Source organism: Streptomyces sp. NPDC088732 (assembly GCF_044751205.1).
Classification (GTDB): Bacteria; Actinomycetota; Actinomycetes; order Streptomycetales; family Streptomycetaceae; genus Actinacidiphila.
The window spans coordinates 42,679-57,239 of sequence record NZ_JBIVLI010000012.1; the positions used below are offsets into that span (position 1 = coordinate 42,679).

Below are 14,561 nucleotides of genomic sequence, written 5' to 3' on the forward strand. Positions count from 1 at the left end.
GCAGGTCCGCAGGGCGGTTGGACAGGGAGAATCGAGAAGGTGGCAGCACCGAAGAGGGGCCGCAAGCCCTCGGGGAGCCAGGGATACCCCGGGCGGGCGCTGGCAGTGATCCTGCTGGCCATCGTGGCGCTCACGGGAGGGATGTTCCTCTCCGGCCACACGACGCCGCGGCTGGGCATCGACCTCGCCGGCGGCACGAGCATCACGTTGACGGCCAAGAGCGATCAGACCAACGCGATCAACAAGACCAACATGGACACCGCCGTCGGCATCATCGAGCGGCGTGTCAACGGTCTCGGTGTGTCCGAGGCCGAGGTCCAGACGCAGGGCGATCGCAACATCATCGTCAACATCCCCAAGGGCACGAACGCGGACCAGGCGGAGAAGCAGGTGGGCACCACCGCCCAGCTCTTCTTCCGCCCCGTGCTCGCCGAGGTGGCGGGCACCCCGGCCGCCCCGCCCTCCCCCTCGTCCAGCCCCACGGGCAAGGCGTCGTCGCCGGCCTCGCCTTCGTCGACGGCCAAGGCCGGGACGACGAGCTCCCCGAGCTCGAGCGCCACGACGCAGGGCCGCGCCGTCACCGACGCGCTGAAGTCCGGCTCGTCCTCCACGCCGTCCGCCCCGGCCTCGCAGGCCCCGACGGCGCCGGCGAGTGAGCCGGCCGCCCCGCCCGCCCCGGGCAGCACGCTGGACACCTCGATCCCGGCCGACCTCCAGGCGAAGCTCGCGGCGCTGGACTGCTCCGACAAGGAAGCCCGCGCCAACCTCAACCTGAAGGCCAAGCCGACCGACAAGATCGTCGCGTGCAGCCAGGACGGCCGTGCCAAGTACGCGCTGGGCCCGTCCGCGGTCGACGGCAAGAACGTCAAGAAGGCCGCCGCCCAGTACGACACCCAGACCGGCAACGGCTGGGTCGTCACCCTGTCGTTCGACGGCGCCGGCTCCAAGGACTTCTCGAAGATCACCTCGGTCCTGTCCCAGCAGCAGCAGCCGAACAACCAGTTCGCGATCGTGCTGGACAACGAGGTCGTCTCCGCCCCCTCGGTGAACCAGACCCTCAGCGGCAGCGCCGAGATCTACGGCAGCTTCACCCAGGAGAGCGCGCAGGACCTGGCCAACGTCCTGTCCTACGGCTCCCTGCCGCTGACCTTCGACAAGTCCGACGTCACCAAGGTCTCCGCGGCGGTCGGCGGCGAGCAGCTGCACGGCGGCATCATCGCCGGTGCGGTCGGCCTCGTGCTGGTCATGCTCTACCTGATCGCGTACTACCGGGGCCTGAGCTTCGTCGCGATCCTCAGCCTCGTGGTCTCGGCGATCCTGACCTACGAGATCATGACGCTGCTCGGCCCGGCCATCGGCTTCGCGCTGAACCTGCCGGCGGTCTGCGGTGCCATCGTCGCCATCGGTATCACCGCCGACTCCTTCATCGTGTTCTTCGAACGCATCCGTGACGAGCTGCGCGAGGGCCGCTCCCTGCAGCCCGCCGTGGCCCGCGGATGGCCGCGCGCCCGGCGCACGATCCTCGTCTCGGACTTCGTGTCGTTCCTGTCCGCCGCCGTCCTGTTCATCGTCTCGGTCGGCAAGGTGCAGGGCTTCGCCTTCACCCTCGGCCTGACGACGCTGCTCGACGTCGCGGTGGTCTTCCTGTTCACCAAGCCCCTCATGACGATCCTCGCGCGCAAGAAGTTCTACGCAGGCGGACACCCCTGGTCCGGACTCGACCCGCGCGCCCTGGGCGTCACACCCCCGCTGCGCCGCACCCGCCGCCCCGCGGGCCGTACCGACGTCAAGGAGGCCTGATGTCCCGGCTCGGAAACCTCGGGCACCGCCTGCACCGGGGCGAGATCGCCTACGACTTCGTGGGCAAGCGCAAGCTCTGGTACGGCGTCTCGATCCTGATCACGGTCGCCGCGATCCTGGGTCTGGCCGTCAACGGCCTGAAGCTCGGTATCGAGTTCTCCGGCGGCGCGGTCTTCACCACGCCCAAGACCTCGATGTCGGTGTCCCAGGTCCAGGACCGGATCGACGGCGACTCCGGCGACCACCAGGCCCTGGTGCAGAAGCTGGGCACGGGCAGCGTCCGTATCCAGATCAGCGACATCACGCTCGACGAGGCCAAGCAGTACCAGGGCGAGATCGCCAAGGACCTGGACATCAAGCCGGCCGACATCGACCCGCAGATCATCGGTCCGAGCTGGGGCGAGGAGATCTCCAAGAAGGCCTTCGAAGGCCTGGTGATCTTCATGGTCCTCGTGACGATCTACATGGCGATCGCCTTCGAGTGGCGCAAGGCCGTGGCCGCCCTGATCGCGCTGCTGCACGACCTCACGATCACCATCGGCGTCTACGCGATCGTCGGCTTCGAGGTCACGCCCGGCACGGTGATCGGTCTGCTCACCGTCCTCGGTTACTCCCTCTACGACACCGTCGTCGTCTTCGACGGTCTGAAGGAGACGACCAAGGACATCACCAAGCAGAACCGCTACACCTACAGCGAGCTCGCCAACCGCAGCCTCAACCAGACCCTGGTGCGGTCGATCAACACCACGGTCGTGGCGCTGCTGCCGGTCGCCGGCCTGCTGTTCGTCGGTGGCGGTCTGCTCGGCGCGGGCACGCTCAACGACATCGCGCTGTCGCTCTTCGTCGGCCTCACCGCCGGTGCGTACTCCTCGATCTTCATCGCGACCCCGCTGGTCGCGGACCTCAAGGAGCGCGACCCGGAGATGAAGGCCCTGCGCAAGCGGGTGCTCGCCAAGCGCGCGGCCGACGCCCGCCGTGGCGAGCAGGGCGGGGACGACCCGCAGGACTCGCACGGCCCGGCCGACGGCGACCACGGCGGCGGTGACCACGGCGATCACGGTGACCACGGCGACGACGACCCGCACGCCGCCACCGCCGGGGCCTCCGGCGGCCGGCGCGAGTCGCCGTCCCGCAACCGGGGCCGCAACCGCCCGTCCGGCAAGCGCCGCTGAAGCAGAAGCACCGAGGAACACCACTGATGACGACAACGGACGCCGCCCGGGGCGAGCTGCGCAGCCTGCTGCTCAGCCGCATCCGGGACGTGCCCGACTACCCCAGGGCCGGGGTGATGTTCAAGGACATCACCCCGCTGCTCGCCGACCCCGTCGCCTTCGGCGCCCTGGTCGACGCCCTCGCCGAGGTCTGCATCCGGCACGGCGCCGACAAGGTCGTCGGGCTGGAGGCGCGCGGGTTCATCCTCGCCGCCCCAGCCGCGGCCCGCGCCGGACTGGGCTTCGTCCCCGTCCGCAAGGCGGGCAAGCTCCCGGCGGCCACGCACGGGCAGCGGTACGAGCTGGAGTACGGCACGGCCGAGATCGAGGTCCACCAGGACGCGTTCGGAGCCGGCGACCGGGTCCTTGTCATCGACGACGTCCTCGCCACCGGCGGGACGGCCGAGGCCTCCCTCGACCTCGTCCGCCGTACCGGCGCCGAGGTCGCCGGTGTCGCCGTCCTGCTGGAGCTCGGCTTCCTGGGCGGCCGCGAGCGCCTCGCCCCGTCCCTGGCCGGGGCCCCGCTGGAGGTCCTGATCGCCGTCTGAGCGCGGCTCTTGCTCCGTCCCTGTGGGGCCCGCCCGGCCGGCCGGCCACCACAGGCGTTTCCGGAGGGGTGCCGCCCGGGAGGGGCCTCCTCCTCGCCCCCGCGGGGGCCCGTTTTGCCGTGCTGCGGGACGGGAGGGACGGGACAGGACGCGGTTCCCCCGGTCACATCGCTACCATGGTGTACCGGACTCTCCCTCCTTGCCCGTTCTCGGACAGGAGGGGCCCAGAAGGAGTGCCCTTGCAAGACGAGGCCAGGTCGACCCAGCCGAAGACCGCCGCGGAGGGACGCGAGGCGTCCTCCGTCTCCGCGGCTCCTTCCGCCGCGCCCGCCGCCCCCGCGGAGAGCACCGCTCCCAAGGCCCCGCCGGCGACACCGGGGGCCCGCCCCGTGCGGACGCCCGGCAGCGTGGCGCCGAACCGGCCCGCGACCTCCTCGAACCGCGTCCGCGCCCGTCTCGCCCGGCTGGGCGTGCAGCGGTCCAGCCCGTACAACCCGGTGCTGGAGCCCCTGCTGCGCATAGTGCGCAGCAACGACCCCAAGGGCGACACGTCGCAGCTGCGCCAGATCGAGCGCGCCTACCAGGTGGCGGAGCGCTGGCACCGCGGCCAGAAGCGCAAGAGCGGCGACCCGTACATCACGCACCCGCTCGCGGTGACGACGATCCTCGCCGAGCTCGGCATGGACCCGGCCACGCTGATGGCCGGGCTGCTGCACGACACGGTGGAGGACACCGAGTACGGCCTGGACGCGCTGCGCCGCGACTTCGGCGATTCCGTCGCCCTGCTGGTGGACGGCGTCACCAAGCTCGACAAGGTCAAGTTCGGCGAGGCCGCGCAGGCCGAGACCGTGCGCAAGATGGTCGTGGCGATGGCCAAGGACCCGCGCGTCCTGGTGATCAAACTCGCCGACCGCCTGCACAACATGCGCACCATGCGGTACCTCAAGCGGGAAAAGCAGGAGAAGAAGGCCCGCGAGACGCTGGAGATCTACGCCCCGCTGGCGCACCGGCTGGGCATGAACACCATCAAGTGGGAGCTGGAGGACCTCGCGTTCGCGATCCTCTACCCCAAGATGTACGACGAGATCGTGCGCCTGGTCGCGGAGCGCGCCCCCAAGCGCGACGAGTACCTGGCGGTCGTCACCGACCAGGTGCAGCAGGACCTGCGCGCGGCCCGCATCAAGGCGACCGTCACCGGCCGCCCGAAGCACTACTACAGCGTGTACCAGAAGATGATCGTGCGGGGCCGCGACTTCGCCGAGATCTACGACCTGGTGGGCATCCGGGTCCTGGTCGACACCGTCCGCGACTGCTACGCGGCGCTGGGCACCATCCACGCGCGGTGGAACCCGGTGCCGGGGCGGTTCAAGGACTACATCGCGATGCCCAAGTTCAACATGTACCAGTCGCTGCACACGACGGTCATCGGGCCCAGCGGCAAGCCGGTCGAGATCCAGATCCGCACCTTCGACATGCACCGCCGCGCCGAGTACGGCATCGCGGCGCACTGGAAGTACAAGCAGGAGGCCGTCGCCGGCGCCTCCAAGGTGCGTACCGACAGCCCGAAGTCCGCGAAGAAGGACGACGCGGTCAACGACATGGCGTGGCTGCGGCAGTTGCTGGACTGGCAGAAGGAGACGGAGGACCCGGGCGAGTTCCTGGAGTCGCTGCGCTTCGACCTGTCCCGCAACGAGGTCTTCGTCTTCACGCCCAAGGGCGACGTCATCGCACTTCCCGCGGGCGCCACCCCGGTCGACTTCGCGTACGCCGTGCACACCGAGGTCGGTCACCGGACCATCGGCGCGCGCGTCAACGGCCGCCTGGTGCCGCTGGAGTCGACCCTCGACAACGGCGACACCGTGGAGGTCTTCACCTCCAAGGCCGCCGGCGCGGGCCCGTCCCGCGACTGGCTCGGCTTCGTCAAGTCCCCGCGGGCGCGCAACAAGATCCGCGCCTGGTTCTCCAAGGAACGCCGCGAGGAGGCCGTCGAGCAGGGCAAGGACGCCATCGCGCGGGCCATGCGCAAGCAGGGCCTGCCGATTCAGCGCGTGCTCACCGGCGACTCGCTCGTCACCCTGGCCCACGAGATGCGCTACCCCGACATCTCCGCGCTGTACGCGGCGATCGGCGAGGGGCACATCACCGCGCAGTCGGTGGTGCAGAAGCTCGTCGAGGCGCTGGGCGGCGAGGAGGGCGCGACCGAGGACATCGCCGAGATCACGATGCCCTCGCGGAGCCGCACCAAGCGGCGGTCGGCCGCCGACCCGGGTGTGATCGTCAAGGGCGAGCGGGACGTATGGGTCAAGTTGTCGCGCTGCTGCACCCCGGTGCCCGGCGACCCGATCATCGGCTTCGTCACCCGTGGCAACGGCGTCTCGGTGCACCGTGCGGACTGCGTCAACGTCGAGGCGCTGTCGCAGCAGCCCGAGCGGATCATCGACGTCGAGTGGGCGCCGACGCAGTCGTCGGTCTTCCTGGTCGCCATCCAGGTCGAGGCCCTGGACCGCGCCCGCCTGCTGTCGGACGTCACGCGCGTGCTGTCCGACCAGCACGTCAACATCCTGTCCGCGGCCGTCCAGACCTCCCGCGACCGGGTCGCCACCTCCCGCTTCACGTTCGAGATGGGCGACCCCAAGCACCTCGGCCACGTCCTGAAGGCGGTCCGCGGCGTGGAGGGCGTCTACGACGTCTACCGGGTCACCTCGGCACGGCAGCGCTGACGGCCTCCCCGGGGCCCCGGAAGCCCGCGGCCCCGGGGGAGGACCGCAACAGCCCGCAGGGCCCGTACGCGACCGCGTACGGGCCCTGCGGGCTTGCCGGCCGGTCCGGCCGGGACGGCTCTCAGCCGCTGAACTCGTCGAGGGACTTCAGCGCCTGGTCGAGCAGCGCCTGCCGGCCGTCCAGCTCGCGCTGGAGCTTCTCGGCCTTGGCGGTGTTCCCCGCGGCGCCCGCCTTCTCGATCTGATCACGCAGCTTGTCGACAGCGGCCTGGAGCTGGCCGGTCAGACCCGCCGCCCGGGCCCGCGCCTCGGGGTTGGTGCGCCGCCACTCCGACTCCTCGGTGTCGTGGATGGCGCGCTCGACCGCGTGCATGCGGGCCTCGATCCGGGGCCGGGCGTCGCGCGGCACGTGACCGATCGCCTCCCAGCGCTCGTTGATGCCTCGGAACGCAGCGCGGGCCGACTTGAGGTCGGTCACCGGGAGCAGCTTCTCGGCCTCGATGGCCAGCTCCTCCTTGAGCGTGAGGTTCTCGCGCTGCTCGGTGTCCCGCTCCGCGAAGACCTCGGAGCGGGCCGCGAAGAAGACGTCCTGGGCGCCGCGGAAACGGTTCCACAGGTCGTCCTCGGCCTCGCGCTGCGCGCGGCCGGCGGCCTTCCACTCGGTCATCAGCTCGCGGTAGCGCGCCGCGGTCGGACCCCAGTCGGTGGAGCCGGACAGCGCCTGCGCCTCCTCCACCAGCTTCTCCTTGTGCTGCCTGGCCTCCTCGCGCTGCGCGTCGAGCTGCGCGAAGTGCCCCTTGCGGCGCTTGGAGAAGACCGAACGGGCGTGGCTGAAGCGGTGCCACAGCTCGTCGTCGGTCTTGCGGTCCAGGCGGGGCAGGCCCTTCCAGGTGTCGACGAGCGCGCGCAGGCGCTCGCCGGCGGAACGCCACTGCTCGCTCTCGGCCAGCTGCTCCGCCTCGACGACCAGGGCCTCCTTGGCCGTCTTCGCCTCCTCGGAGGCCTTGGCCTTGGCCACCTTGCGCTCTTCACGGCGCGAGTCGACCAGCGCGGTGAGCGCGTCCAGCCGCTCGCCCAGCGCCGCCAGGTCGCCGACGGCATGCGCCTCGGTCACCGCGGTGCGCAGGTGCTCGATGGCCGTCAGCGCGTCCTTGGCGGACAGGTCGGTGGTCTTCACCCGGCGTTCGAGGAGGCCGATCTCGACGACGATACCCTCGTACTTCCGCTCGAAGTAGGCCAGCGCCTCCTCGGGGGAGCCCGCCTGCCACGAGCCGACTTCACGCTCGCCCTCGGCCGTACGCACGTACACGGTCCCCGTCTCGTCGACGCGGCCCCACGGGTCGCTGCTCACAGCGCCTCCTCCACGTGATGCCCGGCCTCTTCACGGCACACGGCATCGTCCACAGTTCCATCCGGCCGGGCCGTGCCCTGGCCGGTCCCGACGGGCCCGCTCGCGCGGTGCGGCCGTCGGCGCAGGCACCCTACACAACGCCAACATAGGCGACCGGTGGCCCGGCTGTCCGCATCCCGCACCCGCGAATTCACCGAGCGGGTGCGGGGACGCGGCTCAGGACGCGCTGACCGTCGCCTTGTTGATCACCACGGTCGCGTTCGGGGCGCCGTCACCGGCGCCCGTGGAGTCCCCGGCTGCGGCGATCTTCTTGAGCACCGCCATGCCGTCGGCCGTGATCGTGCCGAACGGCGTGTAGGTCGGCGGGAGCGGGCTGTCCTGGTAGACGAGGAAGAACTGGCTGCCACCGGTGTGCGGCTGGCCGGTGTTGGCCATCGCGACGGTGCCCGCCGGGTACGTGCCCTTGGCGACCGACGTCGCCTTCAGGTTCTCGTCCGGGATCGTGTAGCCGGGACCGCCGGAGCCGGAGCCCGTCGGGTCGCCGCACTGGAGCACGTAGATGCCGGAGGTGGTGAGCCGGTGGCACTTGGTGTGGTCGAAGTAGCCCTTGCCGGCCAGGAAGGCGAAGGAGTTGACCGTGTGCGGCGCGTTCTTCGCGTCGAGGTCCAGAGCGATGTCGCCGCAGGTGGTCTGCAGATCGAAGGTGTACTTCTTGGCCGCGTCGACGGTGACCGCGGGCTCCTTCTTCCACTGCTCGGTGCCGGGGGCGCCCTCGGCGGGCTTGGCGCACGGGTCGGGCGCCTTGCTGGGCGCGCTGCTGGCCGCCGCGCTGGGGGACGCCTTGGCGGCCGCCTCGTCCTGCTTGCTGTCGCCGGTGAACGCGCCGGCGGCCCAGGCCGTGGCCCCGGCCGCCAGGACGACCGCCACGACGACGGCGATCACCGTGTTGCGCTGCCGTGCGCGGTTGCGCGCACCCACCCGGCGCTCCTGCTGCCGCTCGAACTTCTCCCGGGCGAGCTGGCGCCGCCGCTGATCCTTGGTGACCACTGAGCCGTCTCCCGATGCCCTCTGCTCGAACTGTCGAGTGTGCCTGTACGTCTGTCTCTGCTTGGTACGTCGTGGCCGATCTTCGCTTCCGCCACGCCCACAGTCCAGCGACGTTACTGGTTCGCGATGGCCGCGTTCACGCCGGTAGGCTCAGGACGTCGCCCTCGGGCGGCACGACCTGCCGCGAACGACAGCCGACAGAAGGACGAACGTGCTCATTGCCGGGTTCCCCGCCGGGGCCTGGGGCACCAATTGCTATGTGGTGGCCCCCGCCGCCGGTGAGGAGTGCGTGATCATCGACCCGGGTCACGAAGCGACCCAGGGTGTCGAGGACACGCTCGCCAAACACCGTCTCAAGCCCGTCGCCGTCATCCTCACCCACGGCCACATCGACCATGTGGCCTCGGTCGTTCCGGTCTGCGGGGCGCACGGCGTCCCGGCCTGGATCCACCCCCGCGACCGCTACATGCTGGACGACCCGGAGAAGGCCCTCGGACGTTCCATCGGTGCCCAACTGCTCGGTGAACTCACCATCGGGGAGCCCGACGACGTCAGGGAGCTCTCCGACGGCAGCAGCCTGGAGCTGGCCGGTCTGGAGCTGACCGTGGCGCACGCGCCCGGCCATACCAAGGGGTCGGTGGCCTTCAGGCTTCCCGAGACCGCCGAGATCCCCTCGGTGTTCTTCTCGGGCGACCTGCTGTTCGCCGGCTCCGTCGGACGCACCGACCTGCCCGGCGGTGACACGGACGAGCTGTTGGCGTCGCTGGCACGTGTGTGCCTGCCGCTCGACGACTCGACCGTGGTGCTGTCCGGTCACGGTCCCCAGACGACCATCGGCCGTGAGCGCGCCTCCAATCCGTATCTCGCGGAGTTGGCCCGCGGCCTCGGGGACGCCGGACGGACGGCGACTCCGCGACGAGGAATGTGACGAGAGACTTCCTGTGAGCACTTTCAAGGCCCCCAAGGGCACGTACGACCTTCTGCCGCCCGATTCCGCCGTGTTCCTGGCGGTACGCGAGGCGATCGCCGCGCCGCTGCGGCGGGCCGGCTACGGCTATGTGGAGACCCCCGGCTTCGAGACGGTGGAGCTGTTCTCGCGCGGTGTCGGCGAGTCCACCGACATCGTGACCAAGGAGATGTACACCCTCACCACCAAGGGCGGCACGCACCTCGCGCTGCGCCCCGAGGGCACCGCCTCGGTGCTGCGCGCCGCGCTGGAGGCCAATCTGCACAAGACCGGCAACCTGCCGGTCAAGCTCTGGTACTCCGGCTCCTACTACCGCTACGAGCGTCCGCAGGCCGGGCGTTACCGCCACTTCTCCCAGGTGGGCGCGGAGGCGATCGGCGCCGAGGACCCGGTGCTGGACGCCGAGCTGATCATCCTGGCCGTGGACGCGTACCGGTCGCTCGGACTGCGCACCTTCCGCCTGCTGCTCAACTCACTGGGCGACAAGGAGTGCCGTCCGGTCTACCGGGCCGCGCTCCAGGACTTCCTGCGCGCCCTCGACCTCGACGAGGACACCCGCCGGCGCATCGAGATCAACCCGCTGCGCGTGCTGGACGACAAGCGCGAGAGCGTCCAGAAGCAGCTCGTCGGCGCCCCGATGATGCGCGACCACCTGTGCGAGGCCTGCAAGGCCTACCACGAGCAGGTGCGCGAACTGCTGACGGCGGCGGGCGTGGAGTACGAGGACGACCCCAAGCTGGTGCGCGGTCTGGACTACTACACCCGCACCACCTTCGAGTTCGTCCACGACGGTCTGGGCTCGCAGTCCGCGGTCGGCGGCGGCGGCCGCTACGACGGCCTGTCCGAGATGATCGGCGGCCCCGCGCTGCCGTCGGTGGGCTGGGCGCTCGGCGTGGACCGCACCGTTCTGGCGCTGAAGGCCGAGGGCGTGGAGCTCGAACTGCCCGCGCCCACGCAGGTGTTCGCGGTGCCGATGGGCGAGGAGGCGCGCCGGGTGCTGTTCGGCGCGGTCACCGGGCTGCGCAGGGCCGGTGTCGCCACGGACTTCGCCTTCGGCGGCAAGGGCCTGAAGAACGCCATGAAGTCCGCCAACCGTTCGGGCGCCCGGTTCGCGATCGTCGCCGGTGAGCGCGATCTCGCCGAGGGCGTCGTGCAGCTGAAGGACCTGGAGAGCGGGGAGCAGACCGCCGTGCCGGTCGACCGGATCGTCGGCGCCCTGCGCGAGCGGCTGGCCTGACCCGCGCGCCACGCGGTCCGGCCGGTGCGCCCGGGGCCGGACCGCGGGCCGTCGGCGCACGCGAGCCGCACATGAGGGGTTCGCGACGGGCGGCGTCGGCCGGCGCGCGGCACGGTCCGGCGGGAGCGCCGGGCGTACCGTGGGAAGTGGCCGTCCCGAGCGGGTGTCCATGCAGTCGCTCCCACGCCAACACGCGTCTGTCCGTGTCGGCGGCACCGAGCGGTCCCGTACCACCCGGCGAGTGGTGTTCGCCGGTGGCGGTCGGATCCGGTTCGACGACGCGGGCAGGGGTGTAGAGCGAGTCGCGGGCGACGGGGCAGGGGCAGGCCGCGCGGGTGCGCCGGTCGGCGCCGCTCATCGCTTCCCCGCCGCGGGCGGTACCCAGGAGTGGCCTGGTTCCCCGCCCGGGCGGGGAAGTAGGTGGTCCGGTGTCCCGGTGAGGGCCGGGAACCGTCGTTCACGAGGCGCGGGCCGGCCGGCGGAGGATGCCGCGAGGCGGGCGGTCCGCGCGGTGGTGCCGGTGACGGGTTCAGCTGCCATGAGGGCGGTCCATGACGGTGTGGGACGGTGCGGGACGGTGTTCTCGATCCGGGACGCCGGAGCGTCCACCGTGAGGCGGGAACCGTCACCGGCCGCGTAACACCACGAAACCGGATGATCCGGATCAATCGCCTCCGGAACTTCATCTAACTCGCGGCCCTCACGCAGAGTCAAGATTTCGGCCCTTACTTTGCCTCGCTTTTGCTCATGGGGTACGCAGAGTGACCTTCGGTGATTCTCCGGGCGATCTCCTGCGGCGCAACGGGCCGGCCGAAGTGCCACCCCTGCCCCCAGTCGCAGCCCAGCGAGCGCAGCCACCGCGCGTGCTGCGGGGTCTCCACGCCCTCCGCGGTGACGGTCAGGCCCAGCGCGTGCGCCAGCGACACCAGCCCCCCGACGATCCGCCAGCCCACCGGCTCCTCCGACCCGTGCTGGTGGGTGTCCGACACGAAGGTGCCCGCGATCTTCAGCCCGGACACCGGGAGGTTCCGCAGATAGGCGAGGTTCGACCAGCCGGTGCCGAAGTCGTCCACCGCCAGAGAGACACCGGCGTCGGCGAGTGCCTGGAGGGCGCGCAGCGACTCGTCCTCGGGGCCGATGACCGCGCTCTCGGTGATCTCCAGCTGGAGCCGGCGGGGGTCGAGGCCGCTGTTGTCCAGGATGCGCGTGATGTCGTTCACCAGCCCCGGGTTGCGTGCCTGACGCACCGCCAGATTCACATTGATCTGCGGTGCCGCGTCCCCGAACCGGCGCACCCACTCCGCGGCCTGCCCGATCGCCCGCTCCAGGATCCACCGCCCCAGCGGCATGATCAGCCCGGTCTCCTCCGCCGTCGCCACGAACTCGTCCGGGCCCAGCACCCCGAACTGCGGATGGCGCCAGCGCACCAGGGCCTCGACCGCGGCCAGGCTGCCGTCGGACAGCGCGCACAGCGGCTGGTAGTCCACGAAGAACTCGCCGCGGTCCAGCGCCACCGGCAGCCGGACGGAGATCGCGTACCGGCTCACCGCGCGCGCGTTCTGCGTCGGGTCGAACAGCGTCCACCGGCCGCGCCCGGACTCCTTCGACCGGTACAGCGTCAGATCGGCCGCGCGCACCGCGGCGCCCGGCGTGGTCGCCGCCACGGTGCGCGCCAGGACGCCCACGCTGGCGCCGATGGCCAGTTTGTGACCGGCGATCAGGAAGGGCCGGGCGAGGGTCGTCAGGACGAGCTTGGCGACGGCCACCGCCTCCTCCTCGCCCCGGCAGTCCTCCAGCAGCACCACGAACTCGTCGCCGCCGAGCCGGGCCACCAGGTGCCCGAGCGGGGTGAGCGCGGTGTCCAGGCGCTCGGCCACCGCCGCGAGCAGCAGGTCGCCGGTCTCGTGCCCCAGGCTGTCGTTGACGACCTTGAAGCCGTCCAGGTCGACGTAGCACAGGCCGAAGCGGGCGTCCGGCTGCGGCTCCTCGAACAGGGCCTCCAGCCGCTCGAAGAAGGCCGCCCGGTTCGGCAGCCCGGTGAGCGGGTCGTGCGTCGCCTGGTGGCGCAGCCGCTCCTGGAGGCGGTACCGGTCGGTGATGTCCTCGACCATCGCCACCTGGTAGCGGGGCTCGCCGTTCTCACCGCGGATCAGCGAGACCGTCAGATGCGTCCAGACCACCTCCCCGTCGTGCCGGTAGTACGGCTTGTCGCAGGTGAAGCGGTCCCGCCGCCCCTGCACCAGGTCCTCGTACGCCTCCCACACCCCCGGCGCGTCCTCCGGATGCACCAGGTCGGTGACCCGCCGGCCCCGCAGGTCCTCCGACCGGGTCCCGAACAGCTCCCGCAGCGCCCGGTTGACCTGGAGGATCGTGCCGTTCACATCGGCCATGCCGATGCCGATGGCGGCGTGCTCGAACAGGGCGCGGAACCGCGCCTCGGAAGCCCGCCAGGCCCGTTCCGCCTCCTCGCGGGCGTCGAAGGCGGCGCGCTGGATCGCCTCCTGCTCGCGCAGCGTCCGCTCGCGCAGGGCCGCCGCCCATCCGGCGGCGAAAACACCGGAGACGGCCGCCAGGCGGCCCGGGGCGGCCCGCTGCGTGTGCAGCAGGGCGACGGCGTGCGCGAGGATCTCGGGATCGGTGAAGTGGGCGTCCACCAGCAGGGCCGCGGCCTCCTCGGCCAGCGGGGTGTCCGCATCGGTCCCGGCCAGCGAGCGGCGCAGCAGCTCCGCCGTGCGGCCCGCGACCCGGGCCAGCGTCGGCGGCGGCAGGGCCAGCCCCTGGCCGGAGCGGAGCAGCCGGTACCAGGCCTCGGTGAAGTCGCGGGTGCCCACGGGGGTCAGCGGCTCCGTCACGGCCGTATCCCCACCCCGGTCAGGCCCGACAGCAGCTCCGGGTGCGGTCCGACCGACTCGGGGTCGTCCGGGTGCCACTCGTTGAGCCACACGATGCCGGGCTCGACCATCTCGAAGCCCTCGAAGAACGTCGCCACCTGCTGCCGGGTGCGCATGGTCAGCGGGGTCGCGGTCCGGGCGTAGAGCGCCTCCAAGGGGGCGGCCTTCTCGGGGCGCGACTCCTGGGAGGCGTGCGAGAGCACCAGGTAGCTGCCGGGGGGCATGGCCTCCCTCAGCGTGGCCACGATCTTGGCGGGCGCGGCCGAGTCCGGCACGAAGTGCAGGACGGCGACGAGGAGCACGGCGACCGGTTCCCCCGGCCGCAGCAGGTCCTCGATCTCGGGCCGGGACAGCAGGTCGACGGGGTCGGTCATGTCGGCCGCCACCATCGCGCAGCGCGGGTCGTCCTTGAGCATCAGCCGGCTGTGCGCCACGGCGATCGGATCGTCGTCGACGTACACCACCCGGGTGTCGGGGCGCACCGGGCGCGCCACCTCGTGGACGGCGCCGTACGTCGGGATGCCCGACCCGATGTCGATGAAGCGGCTCACGCCCTGGGCCGCGACGTAACTCACCGACCGGCGCAGGAACGCGCGGTTGGCGCGCATGATCTCCGGGAGGTCGGGCCAGAGCGCCAGGGCCTCGCGGGCCATGTCGCGGTCGGCCGCGAAATTGTGCGACCCGCCCAGGTAGTAGTCGTAGACCCGGGCGGCGTTGGGGGTCTCCACGTCGGTCCCGGCCGGCACCCATTCCGGACGTTGCATCGTGCACCTCTCCCGAGCCGGTCGG

At 71.5% G+C, this 14,561-nt stretch carries 10 protein-coding genes; 6 read left to right on the forward strand and 4 right to left on the reverse strand.

Translation table 11 applies throughout. The features are described 5' to 3' along the window. Positions 1-39: 39 nt before the first annotated feature. The 4 genes from secD (at position 40) to ACIP9H_RS21050 (ending at position 6,279) form a co-directional block, all read left to right on the forward strand. Complete coding sequence (gene secD, locus ACIP9H_RS21035; RefSeq protein ID WP_401594123.1) at positions 40-1,800, forward strand: protein translocase subunit SecD; 1,761 nt, start codon at positions 40-42, stop codon at positions 1,798-1,800. Beyond that, positions 1,800-2,972, forward strand: coding sequence for a protein translocase subunit SecF (gene secF / locus ACIP9H_RS21040; protein WP_401594126.1), 1,173 nt, complete (start codon positions 1,800-1,802; stop codon positions 2,970-2,972). Before secD ends, secF begins: the two co-directional genes overlap by 1 nt. A gap of 26 nt (positions 2,973-2,998) precedes the next feature. Further along, positions 2,999-3,559 carry an adenine phosphoribosyltransferase gene (locus tag ACIP9H_RS21045; RefSeq protein ID WP_401594129.1) on the forward strand — a complete coding sequence of 187 codons (561 nt, stop codon included), beginning with the start codon at positions 2,999-3,001 and terminating at the stop codon, positions 3,557-3,559. Positions 3,560-3,798: 239 nt separating this feature from the next. After that, positions 3,799-6,279: a RelA/SpoT family protein gene (locus tag ACIP9H_RS21050; protein ID WP_401594132.1), complete on the forward strand. Its 2,481-nt coding sequence runs from the start codon at positions 3,799-3,801 to the stop codon at positions 6,277-6,279. Between the two features lie 121 nt (positions 6,280-6,400). Here ACIP9H_RS21050 and ACIP9H_RS21055 read toward each other — a convergent pair whose 3' ends face one another. After that, entirely contained in the window at positions 6,401-7,630 is a 1,230-nt protein-coding gene (locus tag ACIP9H_RS21055; RefSeq protein ID WP_401594135.1) for a DUF349 domain-containing protein, read from the reverse strand. A gap of 216 nt (positions 7,631-7,846) precedes the next feature. Further along, on the reverse strand, positions 7,847-8,677 hold the full coding sequence (locus ACIP9H_RS21060) for a peptidylprolyl isomerase (RefSeq protein WP_401594138.1): 831 nt from the start codon (positions 8,675-8,677) through the stop codon (positions 7,847-7,849). 211 nt (positions 8,678-8,888) lie between these two features. Here ACIP9H_RS21060 and ACIP9H_RS21065 point away from each other — a divergent pair, with 211 nt between their 5' ends. Beyond that, positions 8,889-9,605 carry an MBL fold metallo-hydrolase gene (locus ACIP9H_RS21065; RefSeq protein WP_401594141.1) on the forward strand — a complete coding sequence of 239 codons (717 nt, stop codon included), beginning with the start codon at positions 8,889-8,891 and terminating at the stop codon, positions 9,603-9,605. A gap of 13 nt (positions 9,606-9,618) precedes the next feature. After that, positions 9,619-10,881, forward strand: a complete 1,263-nt coding sequence (gene hisS, locus ACIP9H_RS21070; RefSeq protein ID WP_401594144.1) for a histidine--tRNA ligase — start codon at positions 9,619-9,621, stop codon at positions 10,879-10,881. Between the two features lie 725 nt (positions 10,882-11,606). Here hisS and ACIP9H_RS21075 read toward each other — a convergent pair. Further along, entirely contained in the window at positions 11,607-13,733 is a 2,127-nt protein-coding gene (locus ACIP9H_RS21075) for a putative bifunctional diguanylate cyclase/phosphodiesterase (protein ID WP_401594147.1), read from the reverse strand. Next, on the reverse strand, positions 13,730-14,536 hold the full coding sequence (locus tag ACIP9H_RS21080; protein ID WP_401594150.1) for an SAM-dependent methyltransferase: 807 nt from the start codon (positions 14,534-14,536) through the stop codon (positions 13,730-13,732). The genes ACIP9H_RS21075 and ACIP9H_RS21080 overlap by 4 nt, the downstream gene beginning before the upstream one ends. Positions 14,537-14,561 lie beyond the last annotated feature (25 nt).